We start from the raw sequence: 19,601 nt of genomic DNA on the forward strand, positions 1-19,601 counted from the left end.
TCGCCATGACGACTACTACATTTACTGAAAACACCCAACTGCCGCTATTGCCGTTGCGCGACGTTGTTGTCTTTCCGCATATGGTGATCCCTCTATTCGTTGGTCGTCCTAAGTCGATCAAGGCATTGGAAGCTGCAATGGAGCAGGGCAAGAGCATTATGCTTGCAGCTCAAAAGGCGGCTGCCAAGGATGAGCCGTCAGCCGCGGATATTTATAAGATTGGTTGTGTCGCCAATATTCTGCAAATGTTGAAGTTGCCTGACGGGACGGTTAAGGTCCTAGTCGAGGGAGCTCAACGTGCTCACATTCATAACATTACTGAATTGGAAACGCATTTTGTTGCAGAATTGACTCCGGTTGAATCTGAGCCCGGGGACGAATCTGAGGTCGAGGCTATGCGCCGGGCCATCGTGCAACAATTTGATCAGTATGTGAAACTGAACAAGAAGATTCCGCCGGAGATACTGACTTCTCTCGCTGGAATCGATGATGCTGGGCGACTTGCCGATACCATAGCAGCGCATTTGCCGCTTAAGCTTGAGCAAAAACAGATCATTCTTGAAATCTTCAATGTAGCCAAACGTCATGAGCATCTGCTCGGGCAACTTGAGGCGGAACTCGATATTCTCCAAGTCGAGAAACGCATTCGCGGTCGTGTCAAGCGCCAGATGGAAAAGTCCCAGCGCGAGTATTACCTTAATGAGCAGGTAAAAGCGATCCAGAAAGAACTTGGCGAAGGAGAGGAAGGTGCCGATCTCGAAGAACTCGAGAAGCGGATTATCGCTGCCAAGATGCCAAAGGAAGCGCGTGAAAAGGCCGAAGCTGAACTGAAAAAACTGAAGCTGATGTCGCCAATGTCGGCCGAAGCGACCGTGGTGCGCAATTATATCGATACCTTGGTTGGCCTTCCGTGGAAAAAGAAATCGAAGGTTAACAACGACCTTGCTCATGCTGAACAAGTGCTTGAAAGCGAACACTATGGACTGGATAAGGTCAAGGAACGCATTCTTGAATATCTCGCCGTCCAACAGCGAGTTGACAAGGTAAAGGCACCGATTCTCTGCCTCGTTGGACCTCCAGGCGTAGGCAAAACTTCGCTGGGCCAATCAATTGCACGCGCCACCAATCGCAAATTTGTCCGTATGGCCCTTGGCGGTGTACGAGACGAAGCCGAGATTCGCGGCCACCGTCGCACATATATCGGTTCGATGCCAGGCAAGATTCTTCAAAGCTTGGCAAAGACTGGCGTGAGAAATCCGTTGTTCCTGCTGGATGAGGTGGACAAGCTTGGGCAAGACTTCCGTGGCGACCCGGCTTCTGCCTTGCTTGAAGTACTCGACCCGGAGCAGAACCATACATTCTCGGATCATTACATCGAAGTCGATTTTGATTTGTCGGACGTGATGTTCGTTGCCACGTCGAACTCCTACAACATTCCGCCGGCACTGCTGGACCGAATGGAAGTGATTCGATTGTCGGGGTACACGGAAGACGAAAAAACGAATATCGCTCAGCGTTATCTGCTGCCTAAACAGATCGCAAACAATGGTTTGAAGGATGATGAAATTACTGTTTCCGAGTCAGCAATTCGCGACATCATCCGGTACTACACGCGAGAGGCGGGCGTTCGCTCATTGGAGCGCGAAATCTCCAAGATCTGCCGCAAGGTGGTGAAAATGCTTTTGTTGAAGAAACAGGATCATAAGATTACGGTTTCTTCAAAGAACCTCGACAAGTTCCTCGGTGTGCGTCGGTACGATTTCGGTATTGCGGAGAAAGAGAACCAGATTGGACAAGTGGTCGGTCTCGCATGGACCGAGGTGGGCGGCGATCTTCTGACGATTGAGGCCATGACGATGCCTGGCAAGGGCGATATTATTCGTACCGGGACCTTGGGCGACGTGATGAAGGAGTCGATTGAGGCGGCGCGTACTGTCGTGCGCAGCCGTGCGAAACGGCTTGGTATCAAGACTGAGTTGTTTAGCAAGACCGATATTCATATCCACGTACCGGAGGGTGCGACACCGAAGGATGGTCCTTCGGCTGGCATTGCGATGACGACGGCGTTGGTTTCCGTGTTGACCGGTATACCAGTGCGTGCGGATGTGGCGATGACGGGTGAAATTACCTTACGTGGCGAGGTGCTGCCGATCGGTGGTTTGAAGGAAAAGCTGCTTGCGGCGCATCGCGGGGGAATTAAGACGGCATTGATTCCGGAGCAAAACGTGAAAGACCTCACGGATATTCCCGATAACGTGAAGAACAAGCTTGAAATCATTCCGGTTCGTTGGATTGACAAGGTATTGGAAATTGCCCTTGAACGGCAGCCAGCCCCATTGGCAGATGAGGCTGCGGTGGACACCGCGGTTGCGCAAAGTCCCGGAACTACCGACCCGAATGTTGTGAAGCATTGATTTCAAATCGGTAATTTAAAGCGCTCTTCGGAGCGCTTTTTTTTGCCTGGAAATTAGCCTTTGTGGAGCAGCGTTTGCCAACAATTTAAGTTTTCGATGCTCGTTTCCATAAAGCTAAATTGCCGGGGATGCGCTTGACACAAGGGATTGAGGCTTGTCTAATACGGGCTGCAGAAAATTTCTTTTCTGCATTTCATAACGGATAAGCTGGCAAAAAAAGTAATAAAAGCTGTTATGAAATCCAACCTTTTGAGGGGGCGTCAGTGAATAAGACAGAATTAATCGATCACATTGCCGGTACGGCCGACATTTCCAAAGCAGCAGCGACGCGGGCACTGGATGCGTTGGTCGGTGCGGTTAAGACCACGTTGAAAAAGAATGGAAGTGTTACGCTGGTCGGCTTTGGTACATTTTCCGTTGGTAAGCGCGCAGCGCGCACAGGACGTAATCCGCGCACTGGAGATGCGATCAAGATCAAAGCAGCAAAAGTTCCGAAATTCCGTCCAGGAAAAGCACTGAAAGACGCGGTTAACTAATTAGTGCATCTTGTTAAAAGATGCGCTATAATTTCGGTCTTTACGACGTGGTGACAAACGTCTGAACATGGCTGGCTAAGTGGCACCTCTTGCGGGTGCTTAGCTCAGTTGGTAGAGCGGCGCCCTTACAAGGCGTAGGTCGGGAGTTCGAGCCTCTCAGCACCCACCAGTACAGCCAGGTTATGCAGTAGATTCAGGAGTGGTAGTTCAGTCGGTTAGAATACCGGCCTGTCACGCCGGGGGTCGCGGGTTCGAGTCCCGTCCACTCCGCCAAATCCAGAAAAGGCGAACGCAAGTTCGCCTTTTTTCATATGCGGGCAGATTTCTGTTTTCGCTGCGTGCAAAGCTAGTTAATATGCTGCGCTGAAATCGCATTTTCGTGTTCCGTTCGAGATAGGCTCTACGATGTTTGAATTTATCCGCACTCATCAACGTTTGATGCAGTTTCTGCTGCTCCTGTTGATTTTTCCATCCTTTGCGTTTTTTGGAGTGGAGAGCTATACACGCTTTCGCGAGCATGACAATGCGGTGGCCAAGGTCGCGGGACATTCGATTACGCAGCAGGAATTCGATGCAGCGCAACGTGAACAGATGGATCGGTTGCGGCAAATGTTCGGCGCTCAGTTCGATCCTAAAATGTTCGATACGCCGGAGGCCAAGCAGGCCATACTCGACAATCTGATTGCCCAGCGCGTCATGGCCGAGACCGCAGCACGCAACCATTTGTCGGTATCGGATCGCACACTGCAGCAGACGATCCTGGCCATTCCCGGACTGACTACCGCAGACGGGAAGTTCGACGCGGATCGTTACAAATCGCTGCTCGCGATGCAGGGTATGACCCCGGCAGTCTACGAGGCGCGCCTGCGTCAAGACTTGGCTTTGCAGCAAGTGAGCAGCGCAATCCAGTCATCTGCATTTGCACCGAAAACAGTTGCGAATCGCCTCTCTGATCTCAATGATCAGGAACGTGAAGTCCAAGAGCAATTGTTTAAGGCGGCGGATTATGTGTCTCAAGTAAAAGTCACCAACGAGATGCTGAAGGCGTATTACGAGAAGAACAGCGCCGACTTTCAGATCCCTGAGCAAATCAAGGCCGAATTCGTCGTTCTGAACAGCGCTGCGCTGGCTGCGCAAATTCCGGTCAGTGACGCCGACATCAAATCGTACTACGAACAGAATTCAAAGCATTATGCGGAGGAAGAGCAGCGTCGCGCCAGTCATATCCTGATCAAGGTCGACAAGAACGCGTCGGCCGCAGATAAGGCCGCAGCCAAAGCGAAGGCTGAAGCCGTGCTTGCACAAGTTCGTAAAAACCCGGCCGATTTCGCCAAGCTGGCGAAAGCAAATTCGCAGGATCCCGGTTCAGCCCAAAATGGCGGAGACCTCGGTTACTTCGGCAAAGGCATGATGGTCAAGCCGTTTGAAGATGCGGTCGACAAACTCAAGCAAGGGGAAATCAGCGACCTCGTGCAATCCGATTTCGGCTACCACATCATTCAGCTCACCGGCACCAAGCCAGCATCAGTCAAACCGCTGGCCGAGGTGAAGGATGAGATCGCCGCCGAAATCAGAAAGCAGCAAGCAGCGAAGAAGTATTCGGAGCTGGCGGAGTCGTTCACCAATACCGTCTATGAACAGTCGGACAGCCTCAAGCCGGTGGCAGACAAGCTCAATTTGAAAATCGAGACCGTATCGAACCTGACGCGCACGCCGAATCCGGCGGCTTCTCCAAATGCGCCGTATAACAATCCCAAGTTTTTGAAGGCGCTGTTTTCGGATGACGCGATCAAGAACAAGCGCAACACCGAGGCAGTTGAAATTGCTCCGAATACGTTGATTGCCGGGCGGGTACTCGAATATAAACCGGTGACCAAGCGGCCTTTCTCGGAAGTTGAAGCTATCGTACGCGAACGTGTGACACAGATTGAAGCCGCCAAGCTGGCGAGGCAGGCAGGTGAGGCGAAACTTGCGGCAGTGAAGGCGAATGGCGACGCGAGCGGCTTTTCAGAGCCAAAGACCGTCTCGAGGGTGAAAGCCGACGGCATTAATAGCGCGGCCTTGGGTGCCGTTATGAAAGCGGATGCTGGAAAATTGCCGACCTATGTTGGCGTTGATCTGCCACAGGGATATGGCGTTTATCGGGTCAACAAGGTGCTGCAGCCGAAGACAGTGGATACTGTTCGCCGTCAAGCGGAGCAGCAGCAGATCGGCAACACGCTGGCACAGCAGGAGGTGTTGGCTTACCTGAACGCATTGAAAAAGAAGGCAAAGGTTGAAATCCTGAAGCCCGCCGCTCAGAAGACTGAGGTGGATGCCGGCGAAACCAAGTAGCCATTCCTTTTCCCTGCAAACGATAAAGAGCCGCCATTCAACTGGCGGCTCTTTTGTTTTTCGGTAGCCTAATGCCGCGCTTGCTTGCGTAGCAGCGGTTTCAGATGTGGCCAGATATTATCGAGAATGATCGGCTGCGCCTCCGCAAGCGGGTGCAGTCGGTCGGCTTGAAAAAGCTGCGGATTGTCTGCTACGCCGTCGAGCAGGAACGGAACAAGAGGTACATCCAATTCTCCGGAAAGCTCCTTGTACATCGATGAAAACCGTTCGGTGTATTGGCGCCCGTAATTCGGCGGAATTTGCATGCCCACAAGAAGAGGCTGTGCATGCGCCTTGCGCACCGCGGCAATCATTGTCCTAAGGTTTGCTTTTGCAGATGCAACGGGCAATCCGCGCAAGCCATCGTTCGCCCCGAGTTCGATGATGACGATAGCTGGACGATGCTGTTCGAGCAGTGCCGGCAGGCGTGCTTTGCCGCCGCTCGTGGTTTCTCCGCTGATGCTGGCATTGATGATGCGCGTATCCAGCTTTTCCGCGTTCAGGCGCTTTTCCAGCAGTGCTGCCCAGCCGCTTCCGCGCGCCAAGCCATATTCGGCCGCAAGGCTGTCACCGAGCACAAGCACGGTTTTTGATGCAGAATAGGCCCAATTTGTCATCAGGGCTAGCATGAGTGCCGTGATGATCTGCAGCGAACGTACCGATCTTCCGAATCTTATTAAATCGTTTGGCATGCCGGATCTTTCCTCTCTACCTGACACCATTGAAGTTATCCATTTGTGCAAGCGTGTCGCGGATGCAACCGGTGAATTGAGTATTTTGCATGACATCGATTTTACCGTGCGTGCGGGAGAGACTCTCGCCATCGTCGGTGCTTCCGGTTCCGGCAAGTCGACCTTGCTTGGTTTGCTGGCGGGCCTCGATACGCCATCAGACGGTACGGTAAAACTTGGCGGGGTCGATATTTTCGCGCTGGATGAGGACGGCCGCGCCGCACTTCGTCAAGCCAAACTGGGCTTCGTATTTCAATCATTTCAGTTGCTTGCGCATCTGACAGCGCTGGAAAACGTGATGCTACCCATGGAATTGCGGCGCGACGGCGATGCCAGGGAAAAGGCGGAGGCCATGCTGGGACGCGTCGGACTTTCCAGTCGCTTGCGACACTATCCGAAATATCTGTCTGGCGGCGAGCAGCAGCGCGTGGCGCTGGCGCGCGCGTTCGTGACCGAGCCGCCACTGCTGTTTGCGGATGAGCCTACCGGAAGCCTTGATGCAGCCACTGGCGAAGCTGTCATCCGGCTGATGTTCGAACTGAATCAGGAGCGCGGCTCAACCTTGGTGCTGGTTACGCATGATCCGTCCATTGCCGCACGCTGCCGGCGTACGATTACCATCGCTGCGGGGCATCTGGTAGTGTAAGCAGGGGCGTTTGCAGGTTTTTCTTATCTATTTGCTGGTGCTTTGATGCGCATGCTCGGCGGTGAGGCGATTAAGAAGCGTGCGAACGCAGGGAATAAGTTCGCTTGCGGTCATTCCGATCGGGCCTACGCCTTGCGACACTAGTGTGTCGGCCGCAGCGCCATGCAGCCAGCAGCCCGCCAAGGCTGCATGCCATGCGCGCCATCCTTGTGCAAGCAGGGCACCGCATATCCCGGCAAGCACATCGCCGGTTCCAGCCGTTGCCAAGGCGGGATTGCCGGTGGTGTTCACCACCAGTTCGCCGCTTTTCTGCGCAATGACGCTTCCCGAACCCTTTAGCAGAACCACGCAATTCAGTTCGGCGGCCAGCTGACGTGCCGCTGCCAAGCGGTCGGCTTGTACTTGGGCCGCAGAGGTATTCAGCAACCGGGCTGCCTCCAGAGGGTGGGGCGTCAGGAGGGCTGGATGGGCGCGGTCGTGGAGTTTTTGGCGCAAATCGCCCTGCGATGCGATCAGGTTCAGTGCGTCGGCATCGATGACTAGCGGTGCATCGGCCAACAGGGCTCGCGCCAGCATTTCTTGCGCAACATCTGCATTGCCGAGGCCGGGGCCGATGGTGACTGCCGTGGATGCAAAATTCATTTCTTGTGCAAGGCGACACATCAATTCGGGCTGCATGCAGTCATAGGCCGGCGGATCCGCAAGGAATGCTGCAAACACGCGTCCGGCACCGCACTTTGCCGCGGCGCGTGCTGCCAGAACGGCTGCGCCGCTCATCCCACGCGCGCCGCCGACCACGATGAGATCGCCGAAAGAGCCTTTGTGCGAGTTGTGCGGGCGGGGCCGCATGGATTCGGAAAACAGTTCCGGCTGATTGAGGTGCGCTTTCGCGGCGACGAAGAATTCGGATCCGATATCCAGGTCTGACACCTGCACGCGTCCGGCATAATCACGGCCATGTCCGGTATGCAGACCCGGCTTGTTGCCAATGAAGGTGATGGTGTCGGTCGCCCGAATTGCAATCCCTTCGGCGCCAACGATATTCCCGGTATCGGCATCGAGACCGCTAGGTATATCCAGTGCCAATGCCCTGCAATCAAGGTTGTTGATTTGTTCTATCACTCCGCGCAGCGGGGCGGAAATGCCGCGCTTCAGGCCGATCCCGAACAAGCCATCGATGACGAGCGACCAGGGCGATGAAGTAATGACTTGGTCGGAGTTGGCCGGCTCCGCAAATTGCGCCGCGCTATTCCTCACATGATCGTACGCAAGCCTGGCATCGTCCGGCCGACGGCCTGCATCCGCATATAACAGCACGGTGACTGATGCACCTTGCTGCGCAAGGCAGCCAGCAGCTTCCAGCGCATCGCCACCATTGTTGCCGGGGCCGGCCAGAACAAGAATACGCGCCAAGTGCGGCGGCGAGCCGACGAGCTCCAGGGCGCGATTTGCAGCGGCCTGGCCGGCGCGTTGCATCAAGGTGAAGGGCGGCAGCGCAGCGAGGGCAGCCTGCTCGATGGTGCGAATTTCCGCTACCGAGTACAGCGCGTTAGGCGAGGACATGAAGCAATGACGGGGCTGATTGGTTGGATGGATGCCAGAGGTCGAGATGTCGCTTGATTTTATGCCAAGTCTGCACCCGTTGCGAATGTCCCAGGCCATTGAAAAAAACATTCATTTTGTTTGCATCATTTAAAAGCTGCATTTAAAATAGATGTTAAATCCGGGCAACGCGGCGGATTAATGAGAGCGTCCCGCTGCGGACGTTTAAACCAAGGAAGATTTCATTTCACATCAGGAGTAGTTTCATGGCACACGATTGTTCCCATCCGGTGATTGCTGAAGGCGTTTATCCATTCGATGCGCGCGGTATCGCAAAGCGTTTTCGCCATGCGGCGATCTTCGGCGCGCTCAGCGCCTTGCAACCGGGCGAGACCATGCGCTTTTGTAATGATCACGATCCGTTGCCGCTGCTGTCGCAAATTCATGCGCACTTTGGCGATGGAGTCAAAATGGCTTATGTGCAGCGTGAGCCGGGCGCAATCGTGATCGACTTCCTGGTAACCGCCTGACGCGCTCAGGAGTGCGATAACAGCTTGGCCGCATGCGCCGCAATGGCGAGCGATGCGGTCAGGCCGGGCGATTCAATGCCATACAGGCCCAGATATCGTAGGTTGCCGTGTGACGCGAATAGGAAGTCGGCATTGCCGTCTGGCGGGGCGATTTTCGGGCGTACGCCGGCATACGCGGGCTGCAGGGATGCATCCGGCAACTGCGGCCAGTACGCGCGGATTGCGCAGTAAAACTTGTCGGCCCGTGTGGGTTCAACGGTGTAATCGACTGCTTCGTCCACGTTGTCGAGCCATTCCACGTCCGGTCCGAAACGCGCCTGCCCGGCCAGATCGAGCGTCAAGTGCACGCCCAGGCCGCCCGTTTCCGGGACTGGATAGATCAGCCTCGAAAAAGGGGCAGGGCCGGCGAGCGAATAGTAGTTCCCTTTGGCGAAGTAGGGGGGCGGGATGCTTTCTGCATTCAAGCCGGCGATGCTACGCGCAAGGCGCGGCGCCCAAAGTCCGCCGCAATTGATAAGCGTTTTTGCCAGTACTTCCGTTTCCTGTCCTGTCCCATCGCATACCCATACCGCAATGCCATCGGCAGTTGCGATGCCGCCGACGACTTCGCTGTCAAAAGCGAATAACGCGCCAGCGTTCTCGGCATCCGCGCGCAGCGCGAGCATATAGGCGTGACTATCGATAATGCCGGTGCCGGGGGATGAGAGCGCTGCCGCACAGGACAAGGCCGGCTCCATTGCCTGCGCTTGCACGGCGGTGAGCATCGTGACCTCATGACAGCCGTTGGCATGCGCCTGCGCATGGATTGCGGCGAGCTTTTCAAGCTGGGTCTCCGAAGTGGCGACGATTAGCTTGCCGCACCGGCGGTATGGAATGTGCCGCTCTTCGCAATAGGCATACAACGAATTGCGGCCTTCCACGCAAAGATGCGCTTTCAGGCTGCCTGTCGGGTAGTACAGGCCGGCATGAATCACTTCGCTATTGCGCGAACTGGTTTCCATGCCGGCGTCCTGATGTTTTTCTGCTACCAGCACCTCTCGCCCGAGCTGTGCGAGCGCCCGTGTGATCGCAAGGCCGACGACGCCCGCGCCGACGACCAGGCAATCGACCTTATCCATAGCGGGCGAGGGTCAGTCCATCCAAGTCGATGTCGGGAGAGCGTCCCGATATGATATCGGACAGCACCTTGCCGGAACCGGCTGCCATTTCCCAGCCGCTGTTGCCGTGGCCGATATTGAGGTAGACATTGCGCACCGGCGTGGCGCCCAGAAGTGGTGGGCCATCCGGCAGCATGGGGCGGACGCCGCACCAGAAATTGGCTGTCGCATAATTGGCCGCGTCCGGGAACCAGTCGGCACCGACCTTGACGAGCGTACGCAATGCGGCTTGATTCATTTGCGTGGTGTCTGCACCGAGTTCTGCCGTACCCGATACGCGCACCCGGCCTCCCAGTCGCGTGATGGCGACATTGTAGGTTTCATCGAGTAACGCGGCGTGCGGCGCCTGATCGAAGTTCTTGATCGCGGCGGTCGCCGAATATCCCTTGACCGGATACATCGGAACGGTGATGCCGATCGACTTGAGCAGGGACACGCTATCGATGCCGGCTGCCAGCACGACCGCATCGGCAGCAAAACGGTTATCGTCGATGTTTATCCATACCTGTCCGCTTTCCTGTTCAATCGAGCGCACCGTGCTCGAGAAATGGAATTGCACGCCCATTGAACTGGCGACATGGCGCAGCCGCTTTGCAAACAGCGGGCAGTTGCCTGCGTGATCCTGCGGCAAATGCAATGCACCGGCCAGTTTCGTTTTTGTAGAAAGTGACGGCTCGATCAGGCGTGCTGTTTCGGGATCGACCAGCTGGTGCATTACTTCGTATTCAGCAAGCAGTTCCAGCGCCGGTTCGGCCAGCTTCATCTCTTGCTCGGTGCGGAAAAGCTGCAGCACGCCTTCGGTCTGCTCGTAGTCGATCTCGTAGGTTTCTCGCAACTGATGCAGCAGTTCTCTGCTGTAGAAGGCGATGCGCTGCATCCGGGTCGTGTTAATCCGGTAGCGCTCCAGGTCGCATTCGGCGACCCAGCGCCGCATCCAGCGCCACAAGGTGCGGTCAGTGCTCGGCTTGAGCAGGACCGGCGCTTCCGAGCTGAAGAGCGACGACAGAATCTTGCGCGGCATGCCCGGTGCCGCCCATGGCGTTACATATCCTGGAGCGACGATGCCGGCATTGGCAAAGCTTGCTTCGTGAGCGACATTCTGGTGGCGCTCGATGACGGCGACGTCATGTCCTGCTTCGGCAAGAAAATAGGCGGTGCAGACGCCGACGACGCCTCCGCCGATAACTACGACCTGCTTTGTCACTTATTTAACCTGTCATTGGGTGTGTGGACGGGAGTCTTGCGGGCCGCGCTGTATCTGACGATGCAGAAAGCTGCCCAAAAAGGCTCGGAAACGCGCTTGCATGAACAAACAGGTTTGCTACGCCATTGCAGTACAAAATGTGTTGAAAGATAAAGGTGCCATCCGGCTTGCGCCGTCACTTGCTGGGTGACAGCATAGACTGCCGGACATATATCTAGTTCGCAGGCATCATTTTATTCTTTCAGCAGGGAAAGTGGTTGCTCGATTCATCAGGCATGTGACTGCGGTGCATCATGTTTGATCGTTCAGATAACATCCTACGGAAGGCAGTGCCGATCATGCATTGCGTGCATGCTATTTCCCTGTGCTGCAGGGGCCAGCATACCCAGGTAAATCCCGGGCTTCCGGCTGGCACGCCAGTTTTTCCGCCGTCTGCAGCGCGGAAAGCAGGTTCAGTCGGTCAATCGGTTGCCAGCCCATGCGAGAGCCGAAGTAGCGCGCCCACACGAATTCCATGAAGTAGGCATCGGTCTTCTTGAAAAAGCCGGCGTTCTCCGCGTAGCCGGCAAGTGATCGGTAGGCATCGTCGCCCATGTCTCTGATATGCGCTGGCAGAGCCTCCGGCGTAATGGGCTTGCCATGGGAGTCGAACAGATACACCCAGTGCCGGACCTGCATCTCATTCCAGAAGGTGGCAGGATTGTCGAAGCGGTGAATGACTTCAGCCGTAATTTTTGTGGCGCCAACGCGGGTGAGCACGCTGGCAAGATGATGACCGTCGGTAAGGTAAAACTTGCCATCCGGTGCCTGTACGACCGGAACTGCCCACTTGCTGGTGTATTCGGCGCCGTCGATACCGGGAGTCATGCGCGCTACGCGTTCTTCGACCTGCATTGCACCGATCGCCGACTGGGTCGGATGCAGCGCATCCAGTGCAATTTCACATTTTCCATGAACCGGAATCGTCCGGCTGCATTCCGATGCGGCCAGCGCGCTACTGCCGGCGAATGCGAGGGACGCGAGCAATGTATAGCCGAACGCTTTGAAATTCGGCCGGGAGCAGCGTCGGACAATACGAGTGCGTGACATGAAATTTCCTGCGTATGCAAAGGCGCCATGATAACGGCAAGTCTCGAGCATGGTGGTCAAATCAGGGTGTTATTGACGCAATGCGGCTTCGGCGGCGCGTGCAATGGCCAGCACCTTTGCATCCGCCATTGCCGGTCCGGCGATCATCAATCCTACCGGCAGGGTGCCTGGCGCATGGCAGGGCAGCGAGATGGCGCAGCCGTCGAGCAGGTTGATGGTGGACGGGTTGCGCAGCAGGAGGGCATTGGCCTTGAAAAAGGCCTCTTCCGATGCCTCGAGGTCGGCGATGGGGGGCGCGACGATCGGGACGGTCGGAATGACCAGCGCGTCGAACGCGTCCAGTTCCCGTTCCATCCTTGTGATCCAGTCGCGTCGCTGTCGGTGCAAGTCGATGTAATCGGCGGCGCTCATCGCAGCGCCCAGCCTGATCCGCTTGGCCACGCGGAAGTCGTACTTGTCCTCGTGTGCCGCAAGCAATGCGCGATGCCAGGAATAGGCCTCTGCGCTGGAAAATTTGTTGAGCGCGGCTGCTTCTGCCAGCAGGGCGAACGGCGCATCGATCACTTGGGCTCCGGCCCTGGACAGGCGCGCCAGCGCGGCGGAGAACGACGCCGCGACATGCGGTTCCAGAGCGTCAAGCACCACCGTTCCGGGCACCGCCAGTCGCACGGAATTGAGCGGCAGCGCGGGCACGGCTAACGGCTCGTCCGCAATCAAACTGTCGATGAGGATGCAGTCGTCAACCGAGCGTGTCGTCGCGCAAATCGTATCGAGCGTTGTCGACAGCGGTAACGCTCCCGCGGTCGGAACGCGCCGGGCCGTCGACTTGAAACCAACGATGCCGCACAGGGCCGCTGGAATTCTGATCGAGCCGCCCGTGTCCGAGCCAAGTCCCGCGACGCAAAGGCCACTTGCCACCGATACCGCGGCGCCGGAGGATGAGCCGCCCGGAATGCGCATGACGCTGTCATCCGCAGGATTTGCCGGTGTGCCGTAATGCGGGTTCAAGCCGACGCCGGAGAATGCGAATTCGGTCATGTTGGTTTTGCCGAGGATGGCCGCGCCGGCACTTCGCAAGCGCTGCACGGCGGGGGCGTCAGCCGTGGCCGGCGGCATGGCACCCAATATAGTCGAGCCCGCCAGCGTGGTTTCGCCCGCAATATCCGTCAGGTCCTTGACCGAGACCGGCAGGCCGGCCAGAGGCGACAATTGCACCCCGGCGGCCCGCATCGCGTCCGCGTATGCGGCACTGGCGCGTGCGGCATCCGGATAAAGTCGGGTAAAGACTGCCGTGGCCTTTTCGGCATGCGCCAGGATGGCATCCATCAGGGGGCTGCGTGAGGTCTTGGTCAGTGCGGCGATAGATTGGGAAATGATGGCGTTCATGCGAAAATCGTCGGTTTTTACTTTGCAAGGCAACTAGTATATCGAGTTGCATGCGTTCAGCGTTTCCTCGGGAGAGACACGATGGTGCAGGGCTTCGCAGGCAGGAACATCGGGGAGAGAACGGCGCTTTCCATTCCGCTATGGCTGGTGTGGGCGGCGGCGCTCGTGTTCGTGCTGGGCGGGCTCGGCAGTTTCGGCATCCTCGACAATAACGAAGGGTTGTACGCCGAAATTCCGCGCGAGATGCTGGCGTCGCACGACTGGCGGCTGTGGATCATTCCGCATCTGAACGGATTGCCTTACATGGAAAAGCCGCCCTTGCTGTACTGGCTGACGGCATTGTCGTTCGCGCTATTTGGCGAGTCGGAATGGGCGGCGCGCCTGGTCCCTGCCATCTCGTCGCTGTCGTGCGTGGCCATGCTGCTGTGGTTCGGCAAGGCGGTTCGACGGCCGCAAGCCGCGCGCCTGGCTGCTTTGATGTTTGTGAGCGGCGTCGGCGTGACGGCGATGTCGCATGTCCTGATGTTCGACATGTTGCTGACGGCGCTGCTGACGGCCGCGCTGATGTTAGGTTATCGCGCTCTGCAGGAAGAAAAACCGGCGTTGCTGCGCTGGTCGTATGCGTTCCTGGCGCTTGCCTTGCTGGCCAAGGGGTTTGTCGCTGTCATTCTGTTCGGGCTGGTTGTCGTGGTGTTTCTGCTGGCATCCGTTCGCGCGCCGGCCGGATTCCTGCGCCGGTGCGCCGGGTTGTTCGAGCCTTATGCACTGCTGGTGTTTCTGGCGATTGCGGCGCCCTGGCATATTGCGGCCAGCATGACGGAACCGATTTTCGCTTGGTTCTATTTCATCAATGAGCATGTGCTGCGGTTTCTCGGCAAGCGCGAGCCGCATGACTATTACTCGGGCAGCTGGTGGTACTACCTGCCGCGCATGGCGATCTATCTCTTTCCGTGGTCGTTTCTTCTGTTCGGCATGGCCGTCTCGCCGCGCTCGCACGCCAGGCGGGAGGAGGGGGGGCTGAAGCGGTTTCTGTTTGTCGCATGGCTGGTACCGCTATTGTTCTTTTCGATTTCGAGCGCAAAGGCGAATTACTACCTGGTGGCGGTGATGCCGTTTGCTGCCTTCCATCTCGCGCTGGCACTGGAAGATCGCGATTTTCTCGCACCCCGGGCGCGCTTGCTGCCGGGAGTGCTGATTGCCACCCTTGTCGTGATTGCCTATGCGGTACTGTCGGCACGCGGCGAGCAATCGCAAGAGCCGCTGTTCATTCTGGGGTTTTCGCAACACCAGTTTCTACTTTATTTCTTTGACGGGCTGGGCGCGCTGGCAATGCTGGCGGCACTGTGCGCATGGCGCGCCGCAAGAATCGGCGTGCTGGCATACCTGCTTCTGCCGATATGGACTTGCGCCGGGCTGACAGTGACATTGCAGGCGATGGAGCCGCAGATTTCGACGTGCCAGCTTGCGGGCTGGCTGCAACATGAGCTCTCTGGCCATACCGTTTACCTGTACCAGAAGTTCGAAGAACAATCTTCCTTGCCTTTTTACCTGAAACATCCGGTGCCAATTGTGGATGGGCACAGCAACGACCTTTTTTGGGGGAACAGGTTGCGCAAGAATGACATCATGATTTCGACGGATCAGTTTCTGGTGGCGCTGAAACAGCATCCAGTGGCAATCGCGGTGATGCGGCGCCAGCTTGCTGAGTTTCGCGCAGCCGGATTGCATGCGTATTTCAAGGGCGAAAAACGTATCGGCGACACGACCATCTTCTTCAACTGATGCACGTCATTGCAGGGGCAGCCTTACTGCGGTGACAAGGTATAATCTCGGTTTCTGAAATAACCCGCAGTCATGCTGTCCTCGCAGGCAGCGGCGCTGCCTCAAACTTCTCACCGCCATGTTGATTCTGCCGGGCTCGAACGCCCTGTCTGCCTTTCGCACACAACGCCTATTAACACAATTGCAAGCAGTCGAGCCGGCCATTGTCGGCGTCACGGGCCGCTTCCTGCATTTCGTCGATGCGGCCAGCTCACCGAGCCAGGAGGATATTGGCCGGCTCGACGGGCTCCTGACGTACGGCGAGCCATTTACCGGAGCGGCTGACGGCGACGAATTCGTCGTCATTCCGCGCTTCGGCACCATCTCGCCGTGGGCCAGCAAGGCGACGGATATCGTTCATAACTGCGGGATGTCGCACATCAAGCGCCTCGAGCGCGGCGTGTCGTATCACGTGCAAATGAAATCCGGCTTGTTGGGCGGGGCCAAGAAGATGTCGGCGGCCGTTGCGCAGGAAGTCGCCGCGCTGCTGCACGACCGCATGACCGAGACGGTATTGCGCGATGCGAACGACGCCGCTGCCTTGTTCCGCGAACTCGAGGCAAAGCCGCTGGAGTTTATCGATGTGCTGGCAGGGGGGCGAAATGCGCTCGAACGCGCCAACGGCGAACTCGGTCTCGCATTGTCGGACGACGAAATCGACTACCTGCTCAATGCCTTCACCCAGGCAAAGCGCAATCCGACCGATGTCGAACTGATGATGTTCGCACAAGCCAACAGTGAGCATTGCCGCCACAAGATTTTCAATGCCGACTGGACCATTGACGGCGAACAGCAGGACAAGTCGCTGTTCGCGATGATCAAGAACACGCACCAGCTGCAGCCGAAGGGGACGATCGTCGCCTACAGCGACAACTCGTCGGTTATCGAAGGTGCAACCATCTCGCGTTTCTATCCGCGCGGCGCAGCCGGCGGCAACGTGTATGAGGCGTCGGACGAGCTGACTCACATTCTGATGAAGGTCGAGACGCACAACCATCCGACCGCGATTTCGCCTTTCCCTGGAGCTTCCACCGGCGCCGGCGGCGAAATCCGCGATGAAGGAGCGACCGGGCGCGGTGCGAAGCCGAAGGCCGGCTTGACCGGATTCACCGTTTCCAACCTGATGGTGACACACTCGGTACAGCCGTGGGAAAACGCACGCGACGTTACCGAGCCGGTAGCGCAACGTGTAGCGCATGGCCAGGCCGGCATCTACGGCAAGCCGGACCGCATCGCCTCGCCGCTGCAAATCATGATCGACGGCCCGATCGGTGGTGCGGCTTTCAACAACGAGTTCGGGCGCCCCAATCTTGGCGGCTACTTCCGTACGTATGAGCAGAACGTCGGCGGCAAGGTGATGGGGTATCACAAGCCGATCATGATCGCCGGCGGCATGGGCAACATTTCGGACAAGCACACCAAAAAGCACGAGTTGCCGGTTGGTAGCCTGCTGGTCCAGCTTGGCGGCCCCGGCATGCGCATTGGCATGGGCGGCGGAGCGGCCTCTTCGATGGCAACCGGCACCAATACCGCCGACCTCGATTTCGATTCGGTCCAGCGCGGCAATCCGGAAATGGAGCGGCGCGCGCAGGAAGTGATCAATGCATGCTGGGCGATGGACGACAACAATCCGATCCTGTCGATTCACGATGTCGGTGCCGGCGGCCTGTCCAACGCGTTCCCGGAACTGACGAATGATGCCAAGCGCGGCGCGGTGTTTGACCTGCGCCAAGTTCCACTGGAAGAGAGCGGCATGGCGCCCAAGGAAATCTGGAGCAACGAGTCGCAGGAACGCTATGTGCTCGCAATTGCGCCGGAATCGCTGCCACTGTTCCAGTACCTGTGCGAACGCGAGCGCTGCCCGTTCGCGGTGGTCGGCACGGCGACCGAAGAGCGCCAGCTGAAGGTGATCGATCCGGAGCACGACAACAGCCCGGTGGACATGCCCATGGATGTCCTGCTCGGCAAGCCGCCCAAGATGCACCGCGATGTCACGCGCGTGCCCAATATGCTCCCGCCGGTGGACCTGACCGGAATGGATCTGACCGAAGTGGCACAGCGCGTGCTGCGCCTGCCGACCGTGGCGGACAAATCGTTCTTGATCACCATCGGCGACCGCACTGTCGGCGCGACCTCGGTACGCGACCAGATGGTCGGCCCATGGCAGGTCCCGGTGGCGGACTGCGCGGTCACGGCGATGAGCCTCGAAGGCTATCGCGGCGAGGCGATGGCAATGGGCGAGCGCACGCCGCTGGCGGTGATCAATGCCGCCGCGTCTGGCCGTATGGCCGTGGGCGAGGCGATTACCAATGTCGCCGCCGCGCCAATCGTCGATCTCTCCGATATCAAGCTGTCGGCGAACTGGATGGCCGCTTGCGGGCAGCCCGGGCAGGATGCCGCGCTGTTCGATACCGTCAAGGCGGTGGGCATGGAGCTGTGCCCGGCGCTGGGCATCAGCATCCCGGTCGGCAAGGATTCGCTGTCGATGCGCACGACCTGGACCGATGCCGAGGGCAGCAAGTCGGTGACATCGCCGGTGTCGCTGATCGTTTCCGCCTTCGCGCCGGTGCCGGACGTGCGCCTTGCGCTGACGCCGCAGTTGCGCACCGACCTGGGCGACACCGTGTTGATCGTGATCGATCTCGGACGTGGCAAGAACCGTATGGGCGCCTCCGCGCTGACGCAGGTAATGCAGCAGATCGGCGACAGCGTGCCGGACGTCGACAGCGCCGAAGACTTGAAAGCCTTCTTCAACGCGATCCAGCAACTGAACAAGGAGCGCAAGCTGCTGGCCTATCACGATCGTTCGGACGGCGGCCTGTTCACAACGCTGTGCGAGATGGCATTTGCCGGGCGTTGTGGCGTGTCGGTCAATCTCGACATCCTGGCGATGGAAGGCGAGTATGCTTCCGACTCTGGCGAAGCCAAGAACTGGGCAACCCAGATCGCCGAGCGGCGCAACGAGATGACGCTGCGCGCACTGTTCAACGAAGAGCTGGGAGCGGTAATCCAGGTGCGCGCCGAGGAAAAATCGGATGTGATGAATGTGCTGCGTTCTTACAACCTGGGCGCCTGCAGCCATATCATCGGCAAGCCGAACGATCGCGGCGCAATCGAGTTCACGCGCGATGCGAAAGTGATCTTCAGCCAGCCGCGCGTCGAATTGCACCGCCTCTGGAGCGAAACCAGCTGGCGCATTGCGCGCCTGCGCGACAATCCGGCCTGCGCCGATGCGGAATACGACCGCATTCTCGACAGCGCCGACCCGGGTATTACGCCGAAGCTGACGTTCGATCCGCAAGTCGATGTGGCGGCACCATTCATCGCCACCGGCGTCAAGCCGAAGGTCGCGATCCTGCGCGAGCAGGGCGTCAATTCCCATATCGAGACCGCCTATGTCATGCACAAATCCGGTTTCACGGCTGTCGACGTGCACATGAGCGACCTGATTGCAGGCCGCGCGAAGTTGGACGACTTCAAGGGCTTCATCGCGGTGGGCGGCTTCTCTTATGGCGACGTGCTCGGTGCGGGCGAGGGCTGGGCCAAGACGATCCTCTTCAATGCCAAGCTCGCCGAGCAGTTTGCCGGGTTCTTCAACCGCGGCGACACTTTCGCACTGGGTATTTGCAACGGCTGCCAGATGATGAGCAACCTGAAGTCCATCATCCCGGGCGCTCACGATTGGCCGAAGTTTACGCGGAATAAATCGGAACAGTTCGAGGCGCGTTTTGCAATGGTGGAAGTCGCCGAGTCGCCGTCGATCTTCTTTGCCGACATGGCAGGCACGCAGAGCGCAATCGCCGTCGCCCACGGCGAGGGGTTCGCCGATTTCTCGCAAACCGGGGATATCAGCAAGGCGATCGTGGCCATGCGCTATGTCGACAACAAGGGGCAGGCCACGGAAGGCTATCCGTACAACCCGAACGGTTCGCCGCAGGGGATTACTTCGGTCACGACGCCGGACGGCCGCTTCACGGTCCTGATGCCACATGCGGAGCGCGTCTTCCGCACCGTGCAGCACTCCTGGCATCCGGATTCCTGGGGAGAGTATTCGCCGTGGATGCGCATGTTCCGCAATGCGCGCAAGTGGGTGGGATGACGGTTACTACGGGCTCTGCCCGTATATAAAAAAAGGCGCTCTATCAAGAGCGCCTTTTTATTGGAGCGAAAGA

12 protein-coding genes, 2 tRNA genes and 1 pseudogene are annotated in these 19,601 nt (G+C 57.9%); 9 read left to right on the plus strand and 6 right to left on the minus strand.

Annotation, left to right across the window (positions count from 1 at the left end; genetic code table 11):
- Positions 1-5: 5 nt before the first annotated feature.
- The 5 genes and pseudogenes from lon (at position 6) to TSA66_RS01915 (ending at position 5,284) form a co-directional block, all read left to right on the plus strand.
- Positions 6-2,414 (plus strand): endopeptidase La, encoded by a 2,409-nt coding sequence (gene lon / locus TSA66_RS01895; protein ID WP_040038782.1) that lies wholly within the window; start codon positions 6-8, stop codon positions 2,412-2,414.
- Between the two features lie 230 nt (positions 2,415-2,644).
- Positions 2,645-2,950, plus strand: a pseudogene (locus tag TSA66_RS01900) (HU family DNA-binding protein); the annotation flags it as partial.
- 93 nt (positions 2,951-3,043) lie between these two features.
- Positions 3,044-3,119, plus strand: a tRNA-Val gene (locus TSA66_RS01905).
- A 27-nt stretch (positions 3,120-3,146) separates the two neighbouring features.
- A tRNA-Asp gene (locus TSA66_RS01910) sits at positions 3,147-3,223 on the plus strand.
- A gap of 132 nt (positions 3,224-3,355) precedes the next feature.
- Complete coding sequence (locus TSA66_RS01915) at positions 3,356-5,284, plus strand: SurA N-terminal domain-containing protein (RefSeq protein WP_040038784.1); 1,929 nt, start codon at positions 3,356-3,358, stop codon at positions 5,282-5,284.
- Positions 5,285-5,352: 68 nt separating this feature from the next.
- Here TSA66_RS01915 and TSA66_RS01920 read toward each other — a convergent pair whose 3' ends face one another.
- Positions 5,353-5,952 (minus strand): arylesterase, encoded by a 600-nt coding sequence (locus TSA66_RS01920; protein ID WP_269748348.1) that lies wholly within the window; start codon positions 5,950-5,952, stop codon positions 5,353-5,355.
- A gap of 61 nt (positions 5,953-6,013) precedes the next feature.
- Between TSA66_RS01920 and TSA66_RS01925 the strand changes: the two genes are divergently transcribed.
- On the plus strand, positions 6,014-6,700 hold the full coding sequence (locus TSA66_RS01925; RefSeq protein ID WP_040038786.1) for an ABC transporter ATP-binding protein: 687 nt from the start codon (positions 6,014-6,016) through the stop codon (positions 6,698-6,700).
- A gap of 27 nt (positions 6,701-6,727) precedes the next feature.
- On the opposite strand, the gene TSA66_RS01930 is transcribed toward TSA66_RS01925, so the two are convergent.
- Positions 6,728-8,263 carry a bifunctional ADP-dependent NAD(P)H-hydrate dehydratase/NAD(P)H-hydrate epimerase gene (locus TSA66_RS01930; RefSeq protein WP_040038787.1) on the minus strand — a complete coding sequence of 512 codons (1,536 nt, stop codon included), beginning with the start codon at positions 8,261-8,263 and terminating at the stop codon, positions 6,728-6,730.
- A gap of 245 nt (positions 8,264-8,508) precedes the next feature.
- On the opposite strand from TSA66_RS01930, the gene TSA66_RS01935 reads away from it, so the two are divergent.
- Positions 8,509-8,772: a DUF2249 domain-containing protein gene (locus TSA66_RS01935; RefSeq protein ID WP_040038788.1), complete on the plus strand. Its 264-nt coding sequence runs from the start codon at positions 8,509-8,511 to the stop codon at positions 8,770-8,772.
- Between the two features lie 5 nt (positions 8,773-8,777).
- On the opposite strand, the gene TSA66_RS01940 is transcribed toward TSA66_RS01935, so the two are convergent.
- From TSA66_RS01940 to TSA66_RS01955, 4 genes are all read right to left on the minus strand, one after another.
- Positions 8,778-9,890, minus strand: a complete 1,113-nt coding sequence (locus TSA66_RS01940; RefSeq protein WP_040038789.1) for an NAD(P)/FAD-dependent oxidoreductase — start codon at positions 9,888-9,890, stop codon at positions 8,778-8,780.
- Positions 9,883-11,133, minus strand: coding sequence for a D-amino acid dehydrogenase (locus TSA66_RS01945; protein WP_040038790.1), 1,251 nt, complete (start codon positions 11,131-11,133; stop codon positions 9,883-9,885). The genes TSA66_RS01940 and TSA66_RS01945 overlap by 8 nt, the downstream gene beginning before the upstream one ends.
- Before the next feature lie 354 nt (positions 11,134-11,487).
- Positions 11,488-12,222, minus strand: a complete 735-nt coding sequence (locus tag TSA66_RS01950; RefSeq protein WP_052452017.1) for a ParB-like protein — start codon at positions 12,220-12,222, stop codon at positions 11,488-11,490.
- 69 nt (positions 12,223-12,291) lie between these two features.
- Positions 12,292-13,608, minus strand: a complete 1,317-nt coding sequence (locus TSA66_RS01955) for an amidase (RefSeq protein WP_052452018.1) — start codon at positions 13,606-13,608, stop codon at positions 12,292-12,294.
- Positions 13,609-13,689: 81 nt separating this feature from the next.
- On the opposite strand from TSA66_RS01955, the gene TSA66_RS01960 reads away from it, so the two are divergent.
- On the plus strand, positions 13,690-15,390 hold the full coding sequence (locus tag TSA66_RS01960) for a glycosyltransferase family 39 protein (RefSeq protein ID WP_040038791.1): 1,701 nt from the start codon (positions 13,690-13,692) through the stop codon (positions 15,388-15,390).
- A gap of 118 nt (positions 15,391-15,508) precedes the next feature.
- On the plus strand, positions 15,509-19,528 hold the full coding sequence (purL, locus tag TSA66_RS01965) for a phosphoribosylformylglycinamidine synthase (protein ID WP_040038792.1): 4,020 nt from the start codon (positions 15,509-15,511) through the stop codon (positions 19,526-19,528).
- Positions 19,529-19,601: the final 73 nt, after the last annotated feature.

The sequence above is a fragment of the Noviherbaspirillum autotrophicum genome (assembly GCF_000818395.1).
In the GTDB taxonomy this organism is placed as follows: domain Bacteria; phylum Pseudomonadota; class Gammaproteobacteria; order Burkholderiales; family Burkholderiaceae_D; genus Noviherbaspirillum; species Noviherbaspirillum autotrophicum.